The organism is Catenulispora yoronensis, from assembly GCF_039531695.1.
GTDB classification, from domain to species: domain Bacteria; phylum Actinomycetota; class Actinomycetes; order Streptomycetales; family Catenulisporaceae; genus Catenulispora; species Catenulispora yoronensis.
The window spans coordinates 23,122-45,737 of sequence record NZ_BAAAQN010000045.1 but is presented as its reverse complement, the minus strand read 5'-3'; the positions used below and the strand labels follow the sequence as shown (position 1 = coordinate 45,737).

General features: G+C 70.5%; 14 protein-coding genes. All 14 read left to right on the top strand.

Annotated elements, in window-relative coordinates; genetic code table 11:
- Nucleotides 1-6 precede the first annotated feature (6 nt).
- The 14 genes from ABD481_RS30565 (at nt 7) to ABD481_RS30495 (ending at nt 22,615) form a co-directional block, all read left to right on the top strand.
- The gene (locus ABD481_RS30565) at nt 7-3,669 is read left to right on the top strand and encodes a non-ribosomal peptide synthetase (RefSeq protein ID WP_344669268.1); all 3,663 of its coding nucleotides are present in this window, start codon (nt 7-9) and stop codon (nt 3,667-3,669) included.
- Nucleotides 3,670-3,686: 17 nt separating this feature from the next.
- Nucleotides 3,687-9,737 (top strand): amino acid adenylation domain-containing protein, encoded by a 6,051-nt coding sequence (locus tag ABD481_RS30560; RefSeq protein ID WP_344669267.1) that lies wholly within the window; start codon nt 3,687-3,689, stop codon nt 9,735-9,737.
- 6 nt (nt 9,738-9,743) lie between these two features.
- Nucleotides 9,744-10,904 (top strand): amino acid kinase family protein, encoded by a 1,161-nt coding sequence (locus ABD481_RS30555; protein ID WP_344669266.1) that lies wholly within the window; start codon nt 9,744-9,746, stop codon nt 10,902-10,904.
- Nucleotides 10,904-12,154: a glutamate-5-semialdehyde dehydrogenase gene (locus ABD481_RS30550; RefSeq protein ID WP_344669265.1), complete on the top strand. Its 1,251-nt coding sequence runs from the start codon at nt 10,904-10,906 to the stop codon at nt 12,152-12,154. The genes ABD481_RS30555 and ABD481_RS30550 overlap by 1 nt, the downstream gene beginning before the upstream one ends.
- Nucleotides 12,151-13,392 carry a pyridoxal phosphate-dependent aminotransferase gene (locus tag ABD481_RS30545; RefSeq protein WP_344669264.1) on the top strand — a complete coding sequence of 414 codons (1,242 nt, stop codon included), beginning with the start codon at nt 12,151-12,153 and terminating at the stop codon, nt 13,390-13,392. The genes ABD481_RS30550 and ABD481_RS30545 overlap by 4 nt, the downstream gene beginning before the upstream one ends.
- The gene (locus tag ABD481_RS30540; protein ID WP_344669263.1) at nt 13,389-14,726 is read left to right on the top strand and encodes an MFS transporter; all 1,338 of its coding nucleotides are present in this window, start codon (nt 13,389-13,391) and stop codon (nt 14,724-14,726) included. The genes ABD481_RS30545 and ABD481_RS30540 overlap by 4 nt, the downstream gene beginning before the upstream one ends.
- Before the next feature lie 15 nt (nt 14,727-14,741).
- On the top strand, nt 14,742-15,581 hold the full coding sequence (locus tag ABD481_RS30535) for a class I SAM-dependent methyltransferase (RefSeq protein WP_344669262.1): 840 nt from the start codon (nt 14,742-14,744) through the stop codon (nt 15,579-15,581).
- A 135-nt stretch (nt 15,582-15,716) separates the two neighbouring features.
- Nucleotides 15,717-15,917, top strand: a complete 201-nt coding sequence (locus ABD481_RS30525) for an MbtH family protein (protein ID WP_425559326.1) — start codon at nt 15,717-15,719, stop codon at nt 15,915-15,917.
- Nucleotides 15,918-15,921: 4 nt separating this feature from the next.
- Nucleotides 15,922-17,376 (top strand): amino acid adenylation domain-containing protein, encoded by a 1,455-nt coding sequence (locus ABD481_RS30520; protein ID WP_344669261.1) that lies wholly within the window; start codon nt 15,922-15,924, stop codon nt 17,374-17,376.
- Nucleotides 17,377-17,392: 16 nt separating this feature from the next.
- The gene (locus tag ABD481_RS30515; protein WP_344669260.1) at nt 17,393-17,680 is read left to right on the top strand and encodes an acyl carrier protein; all 288 of its coding nucleotides are present in this window, start codon (nt 17,393-17,395) and stop codon (nt 17,678-17,680) included.
- Nucleotides 17,677-19,014 (top strand): TrpB-like pyridoxal phosphate-dependent enzyme, encoded by a 1,338-nt coding sequence (locus ABD481_RS30510; protein ID WP_344669259.1) that lies wholly within the window; start codon nt 17,677-17,679, stop codon nt 19,012-19,014. The genes ABD481_RS30515 and ABD481_RS30510 overlap by 4 nt, the downstream gene beginning before the upstream one ends.
- A gap of 10 nt (nt 19,015-19,024) precedes the next feature.
- On the top strand, nt 19,025-20,149 hold the full coding sequence (locus tag ABD481_RS30505; RefSeq protein ID WP_344669258.1) for an acyl-CoA dehydrogenase family protein: 1,125 nt from the start codon (nt 19,025-19,027) through the stop codon (nt 20,147-20,149).
- Between the two features lie 4 nt (nt 20,150-20,153).
- Nucleotides 20,154-21,767: an amino acid adenylation domain-containing protein gene (locus ABD481_RS30500; RefSeq protein ID WP_344669257.1), complete on the top strand. Its 1,614-nt coding sequence runs from the start codon at nt 20,154-20,156 to the stop codon at nt 21,765-21,767.
- On the top strand, nt 21,764-22,615 hold the full coding sequence (locus ABD481_RS30495) for an alpha/beta hydrolase (protein ID WP_344669256.1): 852 nt from the start codon (nt 21,764-21,766) through the stop codon (nt 22,613-22,615). The genes ABD481_RS30500 and ABD481_RS30495 overlap by 4 nt, the downstream gene beginning before the upstream one ends.
- The last annotated feature ends 1 nt before the right edge of the window (nt 22,616 follow it).

Here is a 22,616-nt window from a genome sequence, read left to right as displayed (position 1 = left end):
CGAAGCATGAGCACCCGCACCGAGGCGGCGCAGGGCTGGGCCACCGAGCTGAAGCAGTACGCGGCCACGAAGCTGCCCGCGTATCTGGTGCCCGACGTGGTCGTGCCGCTGCCGAGCCTGCCGACGACGCGCAACGGCAAGATCGACCGCGCGGCGCTGGCGGCGATGCCGGTGCCGTCCGGCCCGGCCGGCCCGGGTCCCCGGACCGCGGTGGAGAAGGAGCTGCTGGCGCTGTTCGAGGAGGTGCTGCGGCTCACCGAGCTCAGCGTCCTGACGAACTTCTTCGCCGTCGGCGGCGACTCGCTGGTGGCGATGCGGCTGGTCTCCAAGGTGCGCTCCCGCATGGGCTACGCGCTGACGGTCGGCGACGTGTTCGACGCGCCGACCGTCGAGGACCTCGCCCGGCTGCTCGACGCCCGCAGCGCCCCGCTCCCGGACCTGCGCCGCTACCCGGTGGCGGCGACCGACCTCGTCCCGCTCTCCCCCGCGCAGCGCGGCCTGTGGTTCATCAACCGCCTCGAAGGCGCCGCGCCGACCTACAACATCCCGATGCCGCTGCGCCTGCGCGGCGCGCTGGACCGGGACGCGCTGTGGGCGGCGGTCAGGGCTCTGGCAGAGCGTCACGAGAGCCTGCGCACGGTCTTCCCCGAGACCGGCGGCGAGCCGCACCAGCTCGTGGTGGGCGTCGAGGAGGCCGGCCTCGCCGCAGCCCGCGTCGTCGAGCTCGACCCGGCCGGCCTGGCCGCTTATCAGGATGCGTTCGAAAGCCGCGGCTTCGACCTGCGGGTGGACGTCCCCCTGCGCGCCGAGCTCGTGGCCCTCGGGCAGCAGGACCACGTGCTGCTGCTCGTCGTGCACCACATCGCTTGCGACGGCTGGTCCATGGCACCGCTGCACCGCGATCTGGCCCAGGCTTATGAAGGCAGGACCCTGACGCCTCTCCCGGTCCAATACCGCGACTACACGCTGTGGCAACGGGACGTGCTGGGGTCCGCCGAGGACCAGGACAGCGTCATGTCCCGCGATCTGGCCTACTGGACCCGGGCCCTGGAAGGCGTGCCCCAGCGGCTCGAACTCCCCGGCGACCGGCCGCGTCCGGCGCGGGCGAGCAATCGCGGCGCCGTGCTCGACTTCACGCTCGGCGCCGATCTGACCCGGGCCGTCGACCGCGCGGCCGCCGAAGCCGGAGCCAGCCCGTTCATGGTCGTGAACACGGCGCTGGCGGCCCTGCTGACCCGGCTCGGCGCCGGAGACGACATCCCGATCGGGACGCCGACCGCCGGACGGGTCCACGAGTCGCTCGACGACCTGATCGGCTTCTTCACCAACACCCTGGTCCTGCGCGCCGACACCTCGGGCGACCCGAGCTTCCGCGAGCTGCTCGGTCGGGTCAGAGAACTGACGTTCCAAGCCTTCGCCCATCAGGAACTCCCGTTCGGCACCCTGGTCGAGGCCCTCAACCCGGAACGCTCGCTGGCGCACCATCCGCTGTTCCAGGTCATGCTCGTGTTCGAGACCGGCCCGAGCGAGCCGCCGCGGATCCCCGGCCTCACGGTCGCGCCGCACCCCTCAGGGCTCGGCGTGGCCCGCTTCGACCTGGTGGTCAACCTCACGCCGCCCGGCACGCCCGGCGGCGGCATGACCGGTTTCATCGAGTACTCCACCGACCTGTTCGACCGGGGCACCGTCCAGCGCCTCGCCGACTATCTCGTCACGCTGTTGGCGCAGGGCCTGGCCGACCCGGAGACGCCGATCGGGCGGATCGAGCTGCGCGGCGCGGACGAACGTGCCCTGATATCGACGTGGAACGCCACAGAGCGCACCGTCGCCAAGACCACGTTGCCTGCCTTGTTCGAGGCGCAGGTTCTGCGGACGCCGGAGCATCGCGCCGTGGTCTATGAGAACGAGGCGATCAGCTTCGCCGAGCTCAACGCCCGCGCGAATCGGCTGGCCCGGTATCTGGTCGGCCAGGGCGCGGGCCCGGAACGGATCGTCGCGCTGGCGCTGCCCCGCTCGCTGGAGATGATCGTGGCACTGTGGGCGGTTGTGAAGACCGGCGCGGCCTACCTGCCGGTGGATGTGGAGTATCCGGCGGCGCGGATCGCGGCGATGATCGAGGACGCCGCCCCCATCCTGACCTTGACCACCACGACCGCGGCCGACCGGCTTCCGGCCGGGGCCCCGGTCCGGTGCGTGGACGACGCCGGGTTCCGGCACCTGGTGGCCGCCGAGAGCGCGGCGGACCTCGTCGACGCCGAGCGGCTGACGCCCCTGCGGCCCGAGCACCCGCTCTACGTCATCTACACCTCGGGCTCGACCGGCCGCCCGAAGGGCGTGGTCATGCCCAGCGCGCCGATCGTCAACCTGCTGGCCTGGCACGGCTCGGTGATCCCGGCCGATCCGGACTCGGTCGTCGCGCAGTTCGCGTCGACCAGCTTCGACCCGGCGGCGCAGGAGATCCTGTCGGCGGGCACCCGCGGCAAGACCCTGGCGGTGCCGCTGGACGAGATCCGGCGCGACCCGGCACGCCTGGTGCCGTGGCTGGACCGGCATCAGGTCACTGAGTTGTTCGCGCCCAGCGCGCTGATCGATCTGGTGTGCGGGGAGGCGCAGCGGCAGGGCACGAACTTGCCGGCGCTGCGCGACGTCGTGCAGGGCGGCGAGGCGCTGGTGCTCAGCGGCGCCATGCGACGATTCTTCGACGACCAGCCGCGCCGTCGTCTGCACAACTACTACGGACCGACCGAAACGCATGCCGCCACCGGCCACACCGTCGAGCGGCCGGTGGCGCTCCAGAACGGCGGCGTCCCCATCGGCACGCCGATCTGGAACACGCGCATCCATCTATTGGACTCGCGGCTGCGCCCGGTCCCCCTCGGCGCGCCCGGCGAGGTGTTCATCGCCGGCGACGCGGTTGCGCGCGGCTACCTGAACCGTCCGGCGGAGACCGCGCAGCGCTTCGTCCCCGATCCCTTCGGCCCCGCCGGCGCCCGCATGTATCGCACGGGCGACCTGGCCCGGTGGAGCGCGGACGGCAGGCTGCACTTCCTGGGCCGCAACGACGACCAGGTGAAGATCCGCGGCTTCCGGATCGAGCTCGGCGAGATCGAGGCGACGTTGCGCGCCGTGCCCGGGGTGGCCCAGGCCGTCGTGCTGGCGACCGGCACCGCGAACGCCGGCAAGCGGTTGAACGCGTACCTCGGCACCGAATACGGGTTCGAACTCGATCCCCAGCAGCTCCGGTCCCGGGTCGCCCGACAGCTGCCCGCCTACATGGTCCCCTCCGGCATCTTCGTCCTGGACAGCCTGCCCACCACGCCCAACGGCAAGGTGGACCGGCGCCGGCTCGAAGCCTTGGAGCCCGCCCCGGCCGCGCCGTCCCGCGCACCGCGGACCGAGACCGAGGAACGGCTGTGCGCGCTGCTGGCCGACCTGTTCGGCCGGGACTCGGTCGGCGTCGACGAGAACTTCTTCGAGCTCGGCGGCCACTCGCTGCTCGTCCCGCGCCTGCTCGACGGGATCCGTTCCGAGCTCGGCCTCGAACTCTCCGTCACCGACGTCTTCGACCTGCCCACTGTCGAAGGCTTCGCCCAGCGGCTGCGGCCGATCCGGCGCCCCCGGCCGACGCTGCGCCGCAGAGCCGGCACCGAACCGACCACCACCCCGTGACCCGAAGGATGCCCGAGATGGAGCAAGAGCGACACGCGGCCACCTTCGCCCAGCAGCGGCTGTGGCTGCTTCAGGCGGTGGAGCCGGAGGCGACCGCGTACCACGTGACCGAGATCTTCGCCGTCACCGGACCGCTGGACGCGGACGCGCTGGCGCGCGCCGCCGGTGAGCTGTGCGTCCGGCACGAGGCGCTGCGGACCCGGTTCGAGCAGGTCGACGACGTGATCTGGCAAGTGGTCCAGGGTCCGCGGGACGCGGGGGCGCAGCCGGGGTTCGAGTGGGTCCGGCTCGGCGCGGCCGTGGGCGAATCAGGCCCGGATGAAGCAAGCCTGGCCGCGGCCGCCGCCGCGTTCCGCCAAGCCGCCCTCGCGCAGCCGTTCGATCTCACGACCGGGCCGCTGCTGCGCGTGCACGTCGCCGAACTCGGCCCCGATCGGCACGAGGTGCTGGTCACCGCGCATCACATCGTCTGCGACGGCTGGTCGATGGGCCTGCTGTTGGCCGAGCTGGCGAGCCTGTATCGCAGCTTCCTGCGGGACGAGCCGACGGCCCTCGCCGAGCCCGAGCTCCAGTACGGCGACTACGCCGCATGGGAGCGCGAGTGGCTGGACGAGGCACGGATCGAAGACTGCTTGCGCTATTGGGGCGGGCACCTGGCCGGTGCGCCGACGGTGCTGACCCTTCCGGCCGACCGACCGCGTCAGGCCACTGCGTTCCCGGCGGCCGGGGTGCATGAGTTCCCGGTGCCCGAGGATCTGACGCGGCGTTTGGAGGAGCTGGCGCGGACGTCGCGGTCGAGCCTGTCGATCGTGCTGCTGGCCGTCTATCACGTCCTGCTCGCACGGTTGAGCGGCGAGCGCGACGTCCTCGTGGGCTATCCCGTGAGCGGCCGCACCGAGGCGGGGTCCGAGTCGCTGGTCGGCATGCTCGTCAATACCCTGCCGCTGCGCGGCGACATGCGCGACGACCCGACGTTCGAGGAGTTTCTGACGCGGGTCCGCGCGAGCGTGCTGGACGGCCAGGAGTACGGGGAGCTGCCGTTCGAGCGCATCGTCGAGCAGGCCAACCCGGACCGCACCCTCGGTGTGAACCCGCTGGTGCAGGTGATGTTCCAGTTCCTGGACGACGCCTTCGCCGGCGCGCTGGCACTGGAGGGCACGACCGCCGAACGGGTCCAGGAAGCGCAGCCCTCGACCTTCCTGGACCTAGCGCTGGACGTGTTCCGCGACGGCAGGGCTCTGCGAGCGTCGCTGAACTACAGCCAGGAGTTGTTCGACCGGGAGACGATCGTCCGTTTCGCCGAACGCTTCCTGGTCCTGCTCGACGCCGCCACCGACGACCCGCGACGGCGCGTGTCCGAGCTGCCGCTGGTGTCCCCGGCGGAGGCCTGGCAGTTGGAGCGGTTGGGCCGGGGCGAGGCCGTGGCGGTTCCGGCCGGGGCGACCGTGCTCAGTGCCCTGAGTGCGCAGATCGAGGCGCGGCCGCACGACGTCGCGATCGAGGACTTCGAACAGCAGCTCACTTATCAGCAGCTCGGTGACGCGGTCGACGCGCTGGCCGCCGACCTCGCGGCGCGCGGCGTCCTGCGGGGCGACCGGGTCGCGCTGATGGCCACCCGGTCCGCGCTGCTCCCGGTCGGCGTCTTCGGTGTGCTGCGGGCCGGAGCGGTGCTGGTGCCGATGGACCCGGCGAACCCGTTCGAACGGCTGCACGCGATGGCCGAGGAGGCGGCCGTGCGGGTGGTGGTCGCCGACGATCTGACCGGTCCCGCCGCCGAGCTCCTCGGCCTGCCGATCGTCGACCTGGCTACGGCTACAGCTACAGCTACAGCTACAGCTACAGCTACGGCTAGCCTGTCAGTGAACGAAGTCCCGGCTCCCGCGCCGCAGGACCCCGCCTACATCATCTTCACCTCCGGCTCGACCGCCACTCCGAAGGGGGTCGTGGTCCAGCACGGCGCGCTGGCGAACCTCTATCACTCGCACCGGGCCGGGCACTACCTGGCCATGGCCCCGGCTGAAGCAGGCCGGCGTCTGCGCGTGGCCTACACGATGTCGATCGCGTTCGACGCGAGCTGGGACCAGCTGCTCTGGATGGTCGACGGCAACCTCCTGCACGTCTTCGACGACGAGACCTCGCGCGACGCGCACCTTCTGCTCGCCGGCCTGCGCACGCAACAGATCGACGTGCTGGAGGCGACCCCGTCCTTCGCCGAGCACCTGGTCGGCCTGGGGCTGCTGGACGCCGATCCGGCGCCGTCCCGGTTCGTCCTCGGCGGCGAGGCCATGCGGCCGTCGCTGTGGTCCCGGTTCGCGGCGCTGCCCGAAGTCAAGGTGCTCAATCTCTACGGGCCGACCGAGTTCACCGTGGACGCGCTGGGCGCGCCGGTGACCGGCGACAGCGGCCCGGTGATCGGGCGCCCGATGGCCAACTGCGCCGTGGCGCTGCTCGACGCGGCCGGGCGGCCGGTGCCGCTGGGCGTCGTCGGGGAGATCTGCCTGACCGGCCCGCAACTGGCCCTGGGCTACCTCAACGACCCGGTGAAGACCGCGACGACGTTCGTCCCGGACCCGTTCGGCGCGGTGCCGGGCGCGCGCATGTATCGGACTGGCGACCTCGGCCGCCTGCGCGCCGACGGGCAGGTGGATTTCGTCGGGCGCGCCGACGGCCAGGTGAAGATCCGGGGCTACCGGGTCGATCTCGGCGAGGTGGAGTCCGCGCTGCTGACCCATCCGGCGGTCGAGGACGCCGCGGTCGTGGCTCGTCCGGACGGCAGCGGCAACCTGCGGCTGGTCGGCTACATCGTGCCCCGCGACCTGCTGCCCAGCAGCGATCTGCGGCAGCACCTGGCCGAGCGGCTGCCCGAGTACATGCTGCCGACGGCGGTGCTGGAGGTGGCGGAGATCCCCCGGAACGTCAGCGGGAAGGTCGCCGCCACGGACCTGCCCGAGCCGGACGCGGAGTCACTGCGTTCGGAGGAGTACGTCGCGCCGGTCGGCGCGGTGGAAGGCACGCTGGCGGAGATCTTCGCGACGGTGCTCGGCATCGGCACCGTGGGCCGGTTCGACGACTTCTTCCGGCTCGGCGGCCACTCGCTGAACGCCGTCCAGCTGATCTCGCGGATCCGCGAGGGGCTGGGCCGCGAACTGTCGTTGCGCAGCCTGTTCGAGCATCCGACGGTGGCCGGGCTGGCCGCCGCGCTGGACGACCGCACGACGCAGGACCGGCCCATTCCGGCGCTGGAGCACGGCGGCCGGTCGCGGGTGTCCTCGGCCCAGCAGCGGTTGTGGCTGACGCAGCAAATGGCGCCGCGGGACACCGGCTACAACATGGTCGAGGCCGTGCGGCTGCGCGGAGTGCTCGACGTGCCGACGCTCGCCGCGGCGATCGGCGTCCTGGTGGCGCGGCACGATGTGCTGCGCAGCAAGTACGAGCTGGGCAGCGACCACCTGGTGCAGACCGTCTCGCCCGAATGGGGCCGGGACGTGACCTGCCTGGACCTGTCAGCACTACCGGCCGACCAAGCATGGCAGTGTGCTGAGGACTTCGTGCAGGACGTCGGCGGCCGGGACTACGACCTGGCGACCGGACCGCTGTGCGAGGCGGCCGTCCTCACCCTCGGGACCGACGAGCATCTGCTCGTCTTCGGCGCGCACCACATCGTCGCCGACGGCTGGTCCGTCAAGGTTCTGCTGACCGAGATCGCGGCGCACTACCGCGATCTGCTGGCCGGGCGGACCCCGCGGCTGCCGGCGCCGTCGATCCAGTACCAGGACTACGCGGCTTGGGAACACGGCGCCGAGCATCAGGCGCTGCTGGCCGAACACTTGGCCTATTGGCGCGAGCAGCTCGCCGACGCCCCGGCCGAACTTCCGCTGCCCGGCATGCGGGAGCGGCCCGCCGTGCGGATCGGCCGGGGCGCCACCGTGCAGTTCGCCATCGCCGCGGACGTAACGCGGGACCTGACCCGGATCGCGCTCGATCGGAACACCACTCTGTTCACGGCCCTGCTGGCGGGCTTCGAGGTGCTGCTCGCGCGCTGGACCGGCCACCGCGACCTGCTGGTCGGCGTGCCGGTCGCCGGGCGGACCAGGTCGGAGCTGGAGGACCTGGTCGGGCTGTTCGTCAACATCCTGCCGATGCGCGCGGACCTGAGCGGCGAGCATCCGTTCGAGGAACTCCTGGACCGGGTGCGGGACACTGCGCTGGCCGCGTACGCGCACCAGGAAGTGCCGTTCGAGCGGATCGTCGAGGCGGTGAACCCGGACCGGGAGCTCAGTCTCAATCCTCTGATCCAGGTCACGTGCCAGCTGTTCGAGGAGGCCGGGGCCGAGGGGTTCCGGGTGGAGGGCGTCACCGCCGAGTCCCTCCAGCTGGACATCCCGAGCAGCCGGTTCGACCTGTCGCTGGACCTGATGCGGCGCGGCGAGGGGCTGTCCGGGGAGCTCATCTACGACGCCGATCTGTTCGAGCCGGAGGCGATGGCACGCCTGGCCGAGGACTACGCCCTCCTGCTGCGCGAGCTGAGCGAGCGGCCGGGCCTGCCGGTGCCGGCCGGGGACGACGCCGCCGGACGGATCGAGGCGGCGCTGGTGGCGCACCCGCAGATCCGCTCCGCGGCCGTCACCGCCGGGGTGGACAAGTCGGGCCGCCGCGAGCTGGTCGCGCACCTGGTCCCGGAGGAGCGGATCAACGCCGAGGACTTCGAGGACTTCATGGACTCCTGGCGGTTCGTCTTCGAGACCACATATGTGCCGGAGGCCGCCGACGAGGATGAGGACCCTGCGTTGCAGGGCTGGGTCGACAGCTTCACGCAGTCGAACATTCCGGCGGACGACATGCGCGAGTGGGTCGAGGCGACGGTTCAGCGGGTGCTGGCGCTCGGGCCGTCGCGGGTCCTCGAAGTCGGCGCCGGAACGGGTCTGCTGGTGGGGCCGCTGTGCCGGCGGGCGGAGCCGGAGCGCTATGTGGCGACGGACTATGCCGACTCGGCGGTCGAGCCGCTCGGCCGGGCCGCCGCGCAGCTCCAGCAGGCCGGAGTGCCGACCGAGGTGGTGATCCACCAGGCCGAGGCAATCGAGGCGCCCACCGTCGTGCCGGGCGCCCACGACACGATCGTGCTCAACTCGGTGGCCCAGTACTTCCCGTCCCTCGCCTACCTGCACCGTTTCCTCGACGAGGCGGTGTCAGTCCTCGAACCCGGCGGCCACATCTTCCTGGGCGACCTGCGCAACAGCGCGCTGCTGGAAGCGTTCCTGAGCCTGCGCGAGCAGCGGCGGCAGGGCGCCGGCGCCGATCGGGCGGAGGTCGGCAGCGCGATCGGCCGGGCGCTGCGGACCGACAGCGAACTGAGTGTCGATCCGCTGTTCTTCGCCGCGCTGGTGGAGCGGGACGACCGGATCAGCGCCGTCGAGATCGCGCCCCGGCGCGGTGTCGCAGTCAACGAGATGTCGCTGTTCCGGTACGACGTGATCCTGCACGCCGGTTGCCCCGCTGAGGCGACCGACACGTGGTGGGAGGCGGACCCGCCGAGGGACCTCGCCGACATCGAACGGCGGCTCGTGGCCGAGACGGTGCCGTTCGGCTACCGGCGCCTGGGCAACGCGCGCCTCACCGAGGCGCTGGAGGTGCGGGACGGCTACGGGTACGGATCGGGCGGCGAACGCTCCAAGGCCGCGACGGCTTCGCAGGACTTTGATCCCGAGGCGTTGTGGCAGCTCGGCGCGCGCCACGGCTGGACGACCCGTGTCAGCTGGGGACACGGCGACGCCGACGGCACCGTCGACGTCACATTCCTGCCCGGCGACCGTCCGACTCACTACCGGCTCGGCACACCGCTCACGCGCCCCACGGCCACGGCGGCCGGACCCGCGCACCAGCCTTCGCGGGACGGCGCCCTTCGCAGGGTCCTGGCTCCGCAGCTGGAGCGAGCGTTGACCGCCTCGCTGGAGCAGGCGCTGGGAGCCGGCGGACTGCCCGACGAGCTGATCCCGCGCCGGTTCGTGTATCACCTGGGCCCGCTGCCTGCGACCGTGTCCGTGTCCGTGTCCTCGTCCGGAAGGCGGTGAGCGGTGATGCCCAGTGCCCCGCGCCCGGACCGGATCGTCGTCAAGATCGGCACGTCCTCGCTGGTCTCCGACGGCCGGGTGGACCCGGACAAGGCCGCCGCGTTGGTCGCGTCGGTCGCGGAGCTCGTGCGGATCGGGTACCGGCCGGTGCTGGTGGCCTCCGGCGCCATCGCGCTCGGCAACGCCGCGGGGACCGAGAGCCGTTCGCTCGCCGCGGCCATCGGCCAGGGGCCGCTGTACGACGCGCTGCGCACGCGCCTGGCCCACTACGGTCTGACGGCGGCGCAGTTCCTGCTCACGCCGATCGACCTCGTCGACCCCAGGCACCGTCCCGGTGTCGCCGCGACCCTCGACCACGCGCTCGACAGCGGTGTGATCCCGGTGGTCAACGAGAACGACGCGGTCCGGGTACGGAACAACGACATCCTCGCCGCGCTGATCAGTGCTCTGCTGCATGCGCGGTTGCTGGTGCTGCTGACCGACGTCCCAGGGCTCTACGACGGCGATCCGCGCGTCGACCCCGGCGCCCGGCTCATCCCCGAGATCAAGGGCATGAGCGTGGAGGTCGAGCGGTTGGCCGGGGTGACGGACCGGGCCGGGGTGCCCGGATCTGCTGACGGCGTTCAGGCTGGCGGCCTTGCCAGCGTTCAGGCCGGCGATCTGGCCGGCATTCTGGCCGGCGATCTGGCCGGCGGCTCTGGCACCGTCGGCCTCGGCACCGGCGGCATGGTCACCAAGCTGGGCGCCGTCTGGATCGCGACCACGGCCGGCGTCAGCGCCGCGATCGTCGGCGCGCGGGAGCCGAACGCCCTGACGCGGCTGCTGCGCGGCGAGCCCGTGGGCACCGTCGTCCATCCGCGCGCGGCGCTCGCCGACCACGACCTCGAACAGCTGTGGCGCGCGTTCGCCGACCCGCCCACCGGAACGCTGACATGCCGGCCCGACACCCGGCAGCTGATCGCCGCCGTGGCGTCAATACCCTGCGACGCCGTGGTCCGGACCGAGGGCCGGTTCGCGGAAGGCGACGTCGTCGACCTCGCCGTACCCGGCGGCGAAGTGCTCGCCCGGGGCCGCACCCGCCACCGCCACAGCTCGCTGGGCCCCGGTGCCGGCGGCGAGACGGTCGTCCACCCATCCGAATACGTCAGCTTCCTGGAGGCCTCCTGATGACCGTCACCGACCAATGCCGCGGTGCCGCAGCCGCGGCCCGACGGCTGCGCCTGACCCCGACCGCGGTCAAGGACCGTGTGCTGGAGCGGTTCGCCTCCGCCATCGACGCCGAGCGCGAGCACCTGAAGGCGGCCAACGCCCTGGACGTCGCCGCCGCCCGGCAGGCCGGCACCTCGGACACCCTCGTCGACCGGCTCACCCTGACCGACAAGCGGATCTCCGGCATGGTGCAGGCCATCCGGACCATCGTCGACCTGCCGGACCCGGTCGGGGCCGTCCCCGGCGGGCGGACCCGGCCCAACGGCCTGCTGATCGAGCAGGTGCGCGAGCCGCTCGGCGTGGTGGCCGTGGTCTACGAGGCCCGGCCGAACGTCACCGCCGACGTCGCGGCGCTGTGCCTGAAGTCCGGCAACGCCGCCGTGCTGCGCGGCTCGTCGATCGCCAAGTACAGCAACGCCGCCATCGCCGCGGTGATCGGGCAGGTGCTCTCCGAGCAGGACGAGGTGCCCACCGACTCGGTGCAGCTCATCGCCGACACCTCGCGGGACGCGGTGCTCGAACTCCTGCACGCGAAGGACTACGTGGACCTGGTCGTCCCGCGCGGCGGCCCCGGGCTGATCGACCTCGTCCGGGAGAACGCCAAAGTCCCCACGGTGATCGACGGCGACGGGAACTGCCACACCTACGTCGACGCCTCCGCCGACCCGGCGATGGCCACGAGCATCGTCGTCAACGCGAAGACGTCGCGGCCCAGCGTGTGCAACGCCATGGAGACGCTGCTGGTCCACCAGGACCTCGCGCAGACCTGGCTGCCGGACGCGCTGGACGAGCTGTCCGCGCTCGGCGTGGAGATCCGCGGCGACGAACGGACGCGGCATGCCTGGCCGAAGGCCGTCGAGGCAGTCGAGGCCGACTGGTCCACGGAGTACCTGGACCTGATCCTGGCCGTGCGGGTCGTCGACGACTTCGAGCAGGCGCTGGACCACATCGACCGCTACGGCACCGGCAACGCCGACGGCATCGTCGCGCAGGACATCGCCGTGGCCCGCCGGTTCGCCCGCTCGGTGGACTCCGGCAGCGTCTTCGTCAACACCTCCACCCGCTACTCCGACGGCGGCGAGTTCGGCTACGGCGTTGAGATCGGCGTGTCCACGCAGAAGCTGCACGCCCGCGGGCCGATGGGACTGGAGTCCCTGACCTGCGTGAAGAACGTGGTGTGGGGCGAAGGGCAGGTGCGGGTCCTGTGACCGGCCGGGGAGCGACGGCCACCGCCCTGGCGCCGCTGCGCCACTCCACGCTGCTCGACGACGTCTCGCAGGCGGCGTCGATCAAGCAGAACAACCGCGTCTACGAGCTGAAGGCGGCCGGCGCCGACGTCATCACGCTCTCGCTCGGCGAGGCCCTGTTCGACATCCCGATGCCGACGCTGGACGAGCTGGGCCCGGACGCGCACCGGTACTCGCACAGCCTCGGGGTGCAGCTGCTGCGGGAGAAGCTGGCCAAGTACCACGAGCAGACCTCGGGCACGCCGGTGGACCCGGACGGCGAGATCATGGTCACCGCCGGGTCCAAATCAGCGCTCTACATGACACTGCTGGCGCTGGTCGAACCGGGCCAGGAGGTGATCGTCCCGGAGCCGATGTGGGTCAGCTACCACGACCAGGTGCGGCTGTGCCGGGGCGTGCCGGTGGCGGTGCCGTGGGACGGCACGGTGGAGGACCTCGCGGCCCTGATCACGCCGCGCACCCGGGCGGTGATCGTCAACAACCCGCACAACCCCACCGGCCGGCGGATGTCGGCGGCGGAGCTGCTGCGGCTGCACGAACTGGCCGACGAGCACGGCCTGGCGCTGATCGCCGACGAGGTCTACAGCGAGTTCGTGCCCGACGACGCCCCCTGCGCCGGCACCGGGACGTTCGACCCGGGCAAGGAGCACACCATCGTGTGCAACTCGATGTCGAAGAACTTCGGCATCTCCGGCTGGCGGATCGGCTACGTGATCGCCGAACGGCAGCTCATCAGCCAGCTGATGAAGTTGCAGCAGCACATGATCACGTGCGCGCCGACGATCCTGTGCCACTACCTCGCGGAGAACTTCGAGACGGTGCTGGCCCGCACCCGGCCGCAGATCCGCCGCATGGTGGGACTGCGGGCCCGGATGGCGGAGGCGTTCGCGGCGCGGGGTGTGGCGTGCCTGCCCGGGGACAGCACGTTCTATCTGTTCCCGTCGCTGGGCTCCTCGCGGCTGTCGTCGACCGAGTTCGCCGACGAGCTGCTGCGGCGGTATCGCGTCAGCGTCGTCGCAGGGCTCGCGTACGGGCAGTCGTGCGACCGGTTCCTGCGCGTCTCGGTCGGCGCCGAGCCGGAGGACCGGCTGCTGCGCGGCATCCACGCGATCTGCGATCTGATCGAGGAGACCGGGACCGGGCTGGATGCGGGAACCGCGCTCGGTCCGGGAACCGGGCTGGGGGCGGATCGCCGATGAGCGAGGCCGGCAAAACGTCGTACCGGGCCGTCCTGGCCGTCCCGCACGCGCTTTCGACGTTCGCGGCGGCGCTGGTCGGACGGCTGGCGTACGGCGTCGTGTTCCTCGCGCTGGTGCTGACGGTCAGCCGGTCCACGGGCTCCTACTCGGCCGCCGGCGCGGCACTGGCCCTGTTCGGCCTGACCAGTTCGGTGCTGGCGCCGTATCGGGCCCGCCTGGTCGACCGCCACGAGGCTCGACGGGTCTTGCTGCCCATGGCCGGGCTGTGCTCGGCGCTGCTGGCCGGCATCGCGGTCGTCGGATGGCAGTCGGGGGCGCATCGGTTCGCGTTGTGGGTACTGGCCGCCGCGGCTGGCGGATGCGTGCCTCCGCTGGGCGCTTTCATGCGGACGCTGTGGGCCCGCCTCGTTCCCGACGAACAGCTGTTGCAGCGTGCTTACTCGCTGGACGCGGTCGGCGAGGAGCTGCTCTACGTCCTGGGGCCCTTGCTGGCAGGTATCTTCACAGCCTTCAACAAACCCGCGCTGGGTGTCGCGTTCAGTGCGGCGCTCCTGTTGGGCGGGACCGTGTTCCTGGCCTCGTCACCGGCGGCGGCGAACACTGATCCGGCTGCGGATCCGGACTCTGATTCTCCTGACGCGGCAGCCGCTTCTGCCAGCCGTAGTCTCTGGGCCGGAACCGGGTTGATCGATCCGGTCCTGGTCACCGGCGGACTCGGCCTCTGCCTGGGAGCTCTGGACCTGCTCGTGGTGGCGTTCGCCGGGGCGCACGGCAGTACCGCCGAAGTGTCGTGGGTGACCGCCGCGATGGCGGCGGGCAGCGCGGTCGGCGGACTGCTCTACGGCGCCCGGAGCTGGCGCTGGAGCCTGCGGGCACGGCTGCCGGTGCTCGCGGTCGCGCTCGGGCTGTTCTGCGCGGCGGCCGGACACGCCGGGACCATGGTGCTGTTCGTCCTCGCGGCCGCCGTCGTCGGCCTGCTGATCTCGCCGATCCTCACCACCGCCTACCTGATCAGCGGCGAGCTGGGCGCGATCGGGCGCGGCACCGAGGCCAGCGCCTGGGTCAACAGCGCGTTCAACGCCGGGAACGCGGCCGGGGCCGCGGGAATCGGCCTGGTCCTCACTCATCTGTCGCTGCGCTGGTGCTTCGCGCTGGCCGGCGCTCCCCTGCTGGTTCCCGCCGCCCTGGTCCTCGCCCGGCTGGCCCGCCGCGACGGCGGAGGCGACGGGGACGCCGAGCCCTCCGGAAGCACCGAGACCGCCGAGCCCAGCAAGACTCCTGGGACTCCCGAGACCACCATCGCACCATCGGACAACATCCATGCACTGTCATAACGATTGGGGAATGCTGTGACCATCCTGGAGACCGCGCCGACCGACACCGCCGAGGAGCAGAAGGTCCTCGTGCGCTCGGTGTATCAGAAGATCGCCGAGGAGTACGACGAGCGCATCCCGGGTGTGGGGCCGTCGGACGAGGGTTTCACCGCGTCCGAGCACGAGTTCGTGCTGAGCAAGGTCCGCGCCGGGCAGAAGGTGCTGGACATGGGCTGCGGGACCGGGCGCTTCACCGTCCCGATGGCCGAGGCCGGCGCGATCGTCTCCGGCCTGGACATCTCGCGGGCGATGCTCGACGTCACGCAGGGCAAGCTGGCCGAGCAGGGCCTGGTCGCGGACCTCTACGAGGGCGACATGGCCGCGCTGCCGTTCGAGGACGACTCGTTCGACGTGGTGACCAGCATGCTGGCCCTGATGCACATCCCGCTGTCCGACCGCGGCCGGGTCTTCTCGGAGGTGGCGCGGGTGCTGCGGCCCGGCGGCCGGCTGGTGATCTGTGTGAAGAACAGCTTGTTCGAGCAGTTCTTCAAGGGCGACCGGTTCGCCTCGGTCGACATCACCGATGTCGAGGGCGGGCAGCTGCTGTTCACCAACACCCGCGGCGGCGAGGACCTGACGGCGATCTGGCACAGCTTCAGCCCGCACGAGCTGAAGGCCCTGTTCGCCGAAGCCGGGCTGGTCATGACCCACCTGCGTGGCAACTCCCCGATCTCGGCCTGGCTGGCCGACGAGGTGCTGGCCGACAACGCCGTCGCGGGTGTGGTGCGCAGCCTGGAGCGCAACCTCGGCGACGTGCCGCCCTTCAACTACCTGGGCTACCACATCCTCGTCGAGGCCGTGAAGATCGCCGGCTGACCCGGCGCCACCGCGGAATGCCGAACGCCGAACGCCGACCACTGATGACAGAACCCTGATCGCAGAGTACTGATGATTGATCACCGATCGGGAGACGCGGCGCCCCGCGTCTCCCGGCCCCTTCCGGAGGCGACCATGGACAAGCAGATCGTCGTGCTCAACGACGAGGAGCAGTATTCGATCTGGCCCGCCGACCGCCCGATCCCGGCGGGCTGGCGCGCCGAGGGCTTCGAGGGCGCCAAGGACGCCTGCCTGACCCGCATCGCGGAGGTCTGGACGGACATGCGGCCGCTCAGCGTCCGCGGCCTGGCGGCGCACGGCGCGGGGCAGGACTGAGCCGATGATCAGCACCCTGGCCGACCTGTTCGAGGAGCGGGCCGAGCGGGATCCGGAGGCCGTGGCGGTCAGCGGGGAGGACGGCTCGCTGACGTACCGGGAGCTGGACGAGGCCGCGAACCGGGTGGCCTGGGAGCTGACGGGCACTCCTGTCAGTGGACGAACTGTCCTCTGCGCGTTCCACCGCGGCTGTGCGTCCCTGGTCGCACAGCTCGCCGTCTACAAGGCCGGAGCGGTCTACGCCCCGATCGACCCGGAAGCGCCGCTGGACCGCCTGCGGCGGCTGGCCGCGCGTACCCAGGCCGCGGCGGTTCTGACCACCGGGCCGCGGTATCCGGATCTGGCGGCGCTCGCGCCGTTGCATCACAGTGTGCGGATCGCCGACCGTGACTCGCGGCGTCCGCCGCGTTCCACCTCCGCCGACGACGTCGCCTACATCGTCTTCACCTCCGGATCGACCGGCGAGCCCAAAGGCGTCGTGGTCTCGCACCGCGCCATCATCGGCACCACGCGCGCCAAGGTCGGCGTCTACCCCGACCCGGTTCGCAAGTTCCTGATGATCTGGCAGCTGACCTTCGACGCCGCGATCGGCTGCACCTGGTGGGCCCTGGCCGACGGCGGCACCGTCGCGTTCGCACCGCCCTCGCTCGACGGCATCATGACCGCCGTCGACGCCATGCTCGACGGCACCGACGCCGTCTCGCACACCGCGATGACCCCCTCGCACTATCACAGCGCCCTGCAACGTCTGGTCGGCCCGGCCCGCGGTCCGGCGGTGGTCGTGGTCGCCGGCGAGCCCTGCCCCGAACAGCTCGTCGCGGACCACTTCCGGGCGCAGACGTCGTCGCTGCTCTACAACGAGTACGGCCCCACCGAGGCGGCGGTCTGGTGCACCGGCGGGGAGCTGCGCGCCGGGGAGCCGATCACCGTCGGGCCGGCCATCGCCGGCACCGGGATCCTCGTGCTGGACGCGGCGGGCGCCGAGGTGGCGCCGGGCGAGCTCGGCGAGGTCCACATCACCGGCGTCGGGCTGGCCGAGGGCTACCTCGGCGACCCGGCCCAGACCGCCGAACGCTTCATCGAGCACCCGGCCGGACGCCGCTACCGCACCGGCGACCTCGGCCGCCTGCTGCCCGACGGCCGCCTGGTCGTCGTCGGCCGCACCGACCACCAGATCAAGGTCCGCGGCTACCGGGTGGAGCCGGGCGAGGTGGAGTCGGTCCTGCAATCGCATCCCGAGGTCGCGCAGGCGGTGGTGACGGAGCACCGGGGACGGCTGGTCGCGTTCGTCGTGCGGAGGGAGGCGGCCGAGACGACTGCCGCCGCCGTTTCTGACAAGACTGCCGCTGCCGAATACGCCACTGTCGCTATCGCTGTCGCCGGCGCCGCCGCTGCCGCCTTCCCCATCGACCCGGCCGACCCGGCCGACTCGGCCAACCCTGCCGCACTCGTCGTGTGAGCTCACGGAGGAACCCATGTCAGACCCCATCTCCATCCGCGTGAAGCAGGTCCTCGTCGACCTTCTCGACATCGACATGGACGCCGAGGACGTCGAGGACCGCAGCCCGCTCTACTCCACGCCGATCAGCCTGGACTCGCTGACGCTCCTGCGCCTGATCGCCGCGCTGGAGAAGGCGTTCTCCTGCGAGATCGACGACGAGGCCGTGATGACCGCGGACCTGGTCGACGTCGGCAGCCTGGTCGACCTGGTGCTGGGGCAGCTGGCGGCGGCCGGCCTCGTCGCGGATCCGAGCCTGGCATGAGCGGCCCCGTGAACGTCCCGACGCACTGGTACAACGTGGTCGCCGACCTGGCCGGCTACGTCGCCGAGGAGCGGCGCCCCGCGCTCCAGGTCGGCACGCACGGCATCCGGCCGCAGCTGCCGCTGTCGATCTACCGGCAGAGCGTGAGCAAGGAGCCGTTCATCGAGATCCCGCCCGCGGTCCGGGCCCAGTACGAACGCTGGCGACCGACGCCGCTGGTGCGGGCGCACCGGCTGGAACGGCTGCTGAACACTCCGGCGCGGATCTACTACAAGTGCGAGGCCGCGAGCCCCTCGGGCAGTCACAAGCTGAACTCCGCTGTCGCGCAGGCCTATTACTACAAGAAGGCCGGTGTGCGGGGCCTGGTCACCGGGACCGGCGCCGGGCAGTGGGGCACGGCGCTGTCAATGGCCTGCGCTGCCTACGGCTTGGAATGCATCGTCTATATGGTGCGGTGCAGCTACGAGCAGAAGCCACAGCGCCGGATCCTCATGGAGCTCAACGGCGCGCAGGTGCTGCCGAGCCCGAGCCTCACGACCGAGGCGGGGCGGTCGATCCTGGCCGAGGACCCCGACTGTCCGGGCAGCCTCTCGGTCGCCAGCTCCGAGGCGCACGAGATCGCCCAGGAGGGCGAGGGCATCCGCTATTCGGCGGGCAGCGGCGACAACCACGTCCTGCTGCACCAGACCGTCATCGGGCAGGAGGCGGTCGCGCAGATGCAGGCACTCGGCGACTACCCGGACACCGTCGTGGCGGCGCTCGGGGCGGGGAGCAACTTCGCCGGGATCGCCATGCCGTTCTATCAGCAGTCGCAGATCACCGGCCGGCCGACGCGGCTGGTCGCCGTCGAGCCTCGGAGCTGCCCGAAGCTGACGCGGGGCGTCTATATGTGGGACCACCACGACGCGCTCGGCAATACGCCGATGTCGAAGATGTACACGCTCGGTCATACGTTCATCCCGTCGCCGATTCATGCCGGCGGGCTGCGGTATCACGGCGCGGCGCCGGTGATCAGCTGGATGTATCACGAAGGGCTCATCGACGCGGTCGCGCTGGGGCAGAGCCAGGTGTTCGAGGCCGGCGTCACGTTCGCACGGGCCGAGCAGCTGATTCCGGCACCGGAGTCGGCGCACGCGATCGCGCATGTGATCGAGCGGGCGGTGCGGGCGCGAGAGACCGGGAAGGCCGAGAGCATCCTGTTCAACCTGAGCGGGCACGGGCTGATGGACCTCGCTTCGTACGACAAGTACCTCAGTGGGCTGCTGGAGTCCGACTCGGCGGCCGATGAGGACGTGGAGCGGGCGCTGGCGAAGCTTGAACCGGCTCGGGTGTGAGGGAACTGATATGGATCTCGCATGGAGCCCGGAGGAGGTGGCGCTGCATGATCGGATGCGAAGCTGCCAGCCCGAGGACGGCGCTGACTGGAAGACGCTGGCGAACGCCCAGGTGATGGCGCTGCCGGTCCCGGAGGAGTACGGCGGGCTCGGGTTGTCGCCGCTGAGCTGTGCTTATGGGCTTGAGGGCCTGGGGTACGGATGCCGCGACATCGGGCTGCTGGTGCGGGCCGGGGCGCACTTGTGGGCGGTGGAGGTTCCGCTGTTGCGGTATGGGAGCGAGCAACAGCGGCGTGATTATCTGCCCGGGTTGGCTGAGGGGCGGCTGGTCGGGGCGCACGCGATCACGGAGGCCGAGTCCGGGTCGGATGCGCTGGCCATGAGCGCGGTGGCGCGGCGGCGGCGTGATGGCGGTGGATATGTGCTCAACGGGCGGAAGCGGTTCGTGACGAACGCGCCGGAGGCGGATGTCTTCCTGGTATACGCGACGCTCGGCCGGGAGTTGGGGTTCACCGGGGTGACGGCGTTCTTGGTGGAACGGGACAATCCCGGGCTGCGGGTGGAGACCGAGTTGCGGAAGGCGGGGCTGGAGTCGTGTCCGTGGGGCCAGGTGGTGTTGGAGCAGTGCGAGGTCGGGCCGGAGGCGCTGCTGGGGGCTGAGAAGCAGGGCTCGGAGATCTTCGGTGTGGTCATGGCCTGGGAGCGGACCCTGATATTGGCGCCGTTGCTGGGGGCGATGGAGCGGCAGATCGAGGAGTGCGTCGAGCGGGCTCGGACGCGGCGGCAGTTCGGGCGGCGGATCAGTGCTTATCAGGCGGTGACGCATCGGATTGTGGAGATGCGGCATCGGTTGGAGACGTCGCGGGGGCTGGTGCGGGCGGCGGCTTGGGAGTTGGGGGCGGGGTTGGAGCAGCCGCGGGATGCGCCGTCGTTCCTTCCGGAGATGGCGAAGCTGCACGTCAGTGAGGCGGCTGTGGCCACGTTCGATGACGCTATACAGATCTTCGGCGCTTTGGGATACACCGAGGACGCCGGGATCGAGCGGCGCTTGCGCGACGCCCTGGGGACCAGGATCTCCTCCGGTACTTCTGACATGCAGCGCGAGGTCATCGCTGGGAAGTTGGGATTGAGGTGAAGTCGTGACAGAGGTGGCGACCGTATCTGGGCACGAGGAACTGGGTGTCGCAGGTATCGAGGGGACGTTGACCGCGCTACTGGAAGCGGCGGTGCGGCGGGACCCGGAGGCTATCGCGGTTGTGGAGCGGCAACGGCACCAGCAACGGCAGGTCGGGTATGGGGAGCTCGACGAGATCAGCAGTTGTGTGGCGCGGTTGTTCGCGGGGCGGCTGTTCGCGGGGCGGCAGCAGGTCGGGATCTGGCTGAACAAGTCGGTCGAGGCGATCGCGGCTATTTATGCGGTGCTGCGGAGTGGTGGCGCGTATGTGCCGATCGATCCGACGGGGCCGCCGCGGCGGGCGGCTGCGGTGTTGGAGGACTGTGCGGCGTCGTGGCTGATTACTACGCCGGAGCGGGCGGAGAGTCTGCGGGAGTGTGCGCCGGAGTTGATGGAGCGGGTTTCAGTGCTCTGTGTTGGGGAGCAGTGGGAGGAGGTGGTTGCAAGGAACGCGGGATTGCCGTTGGTGTATGTTCCGACGGCGCCGAGTGATGTTGCGTACATTCTGTATACGTCGGGGTCGACGGGGACGCCGAAGGGTGTGGTGCTGACGCATGAGAATGCGCGGGCGTTTGTGGATTGGGCGGTGGAGGAGTTTGAGTTGACGGCGGATGATGTGCTGTCGAGTCATGCGCCGTTGCACTTTGATTTGTCGATTCTGGATGTTTTCGGGGCTGTGGCGTGCGGTGGGTCGGTGGCGTTGGTGCCGGACAGTTGGGTCGGGTTGGGGGCGGGGTTGGTGCGGTTTGTGGTTGAGCAGGGGATTTCTGTGTGGTACTCGGTGCCTAGTGCGTTGCGGCGGATGGTTGAGGCGGTGGGTGGGAGTGAGTTGTATGAGAGCAGGCTGCGGCTGATCGCGTTTGCGGGTGAGGAGTATCCGGTTCGGCATTTGAGGGCTCTGCGAGAGGTCGTGCCGGCTGGGAGTGCTTTGTATAACTTGTATGGTCCGACTGAGACGAATGTTTGTACGTTTCATCGGGTTGAGGCTGCTGATTTGGGTGAGGATGCGCCGAGTGTTCCGCCGATCGGGTTGCCGTGTCCGTATGCGACGGCGGTGGTTGTCGATGGGGAGTTGTGTATTGGGGGGTCGTCGGTGATGCAGGGGTATTGGAATGATCCGGCTAAGACGGATGCGAGTTTGGTGCGGACTGAGGGTGGGGTTTTCTATCGGACTGGGGATGTGGTGAGGGAGTTGGAGGATGGGCGGCTGGTCTACGTCAGTCGTAAGGACACGATGGTGAAGGTCAAGGGGCATCGGATTGAGTTGGGTGAGATTGAGGCGGTGTTGGAGCGGCGGGGTGATGTGGCGGAGGCGGTGTGTGTTGTTGCGCAGGAGGGTGGGGTTGGGGGTGGGAGTGGGAGTGGGGGTGAAGGTGGAGCAATAAGGCTGGTGGCGTTTGTGACGGTGCGCAGCGTCGGAGCGGGAGAGGAGCCTGATGAGCGCACGCTTCGTCGGCACTGCCGGGAATATCTGCCTACTTATATGGTGCCCGAGAAGATCGAGATCGTGGCGTCGCTGATGTACACGTCGACCGGCAAGATCGACCGCCGGTCGCTGGCGATGGCAGCGCTCGCATGAAGACGTTGGAGCGCAAGGAGGAGTTGGGGACGCACACGTTGGAGACGTGGGCGTGGGCGAGTTCGGCGTTGGGGTGCGTGAAGCGGGTTGATGTGTTGGTGCCGGCGACGTGTACGGCGGGTGGGAGTAAGGCTGCTGTTCTGGTGTTGTTGCACGGGTTCGGTGGGAGTCGGTCGACGTGGTTGAGCCGGACGCGGTTGGTGGAGCATCTGCGGGGGTTGGATCTGGTGGTGGTGCTGCCGGAGAGCGGGCGGCGGTGGTTCATCAACGATCATCGGGGGTGGCGGTACGAGGACTACCTGGTAAGGGAGTTGGTGCCGTTCGTGGATGAGAACTATGCGGTGCATTTGCGGCACGGGGTGCGGGCGATCGGGGGGTTCTCGATGGGGGGAGCCAGTGCTCTGATGCAGGCGTTGCGGTATCCGGGGTTGTTCGGGGTGGTGGTGAGTCATGCGGGGGCGTTCGAGGCGCCGGCGCGGGTGGGGGATCCGTATGCGGGGTTGCGGGAGGAGCGGGATTTCATGATTCCTTCGGTGGTGGCGCATGAGCGGGTTTGGGGGCCGGTGGGGAGTGAGGTGCGGGGGCGGTATGAGGTGGGGGCGTTGATTGAGGGTTTTGGGGAGGGGGGCGGGGCTGCTTCTGCTGGTGGGCTTTGCGTTTATGCGGATGTGGGAGAGCAGGATTATCCGCGGATCCTGGAGATGAATCGGCGGACCGTGGGGCGGCTGCGGGGGGCCGGGTTCGAGGTGGAGTATCACGAGCGGGTCGGGGCGCATGATTTGGATTATGTGGATCGTGCGTTGCCCTTCTCGTTGAGGTACGTCGATGACATGACTAGGAGGATCTGAC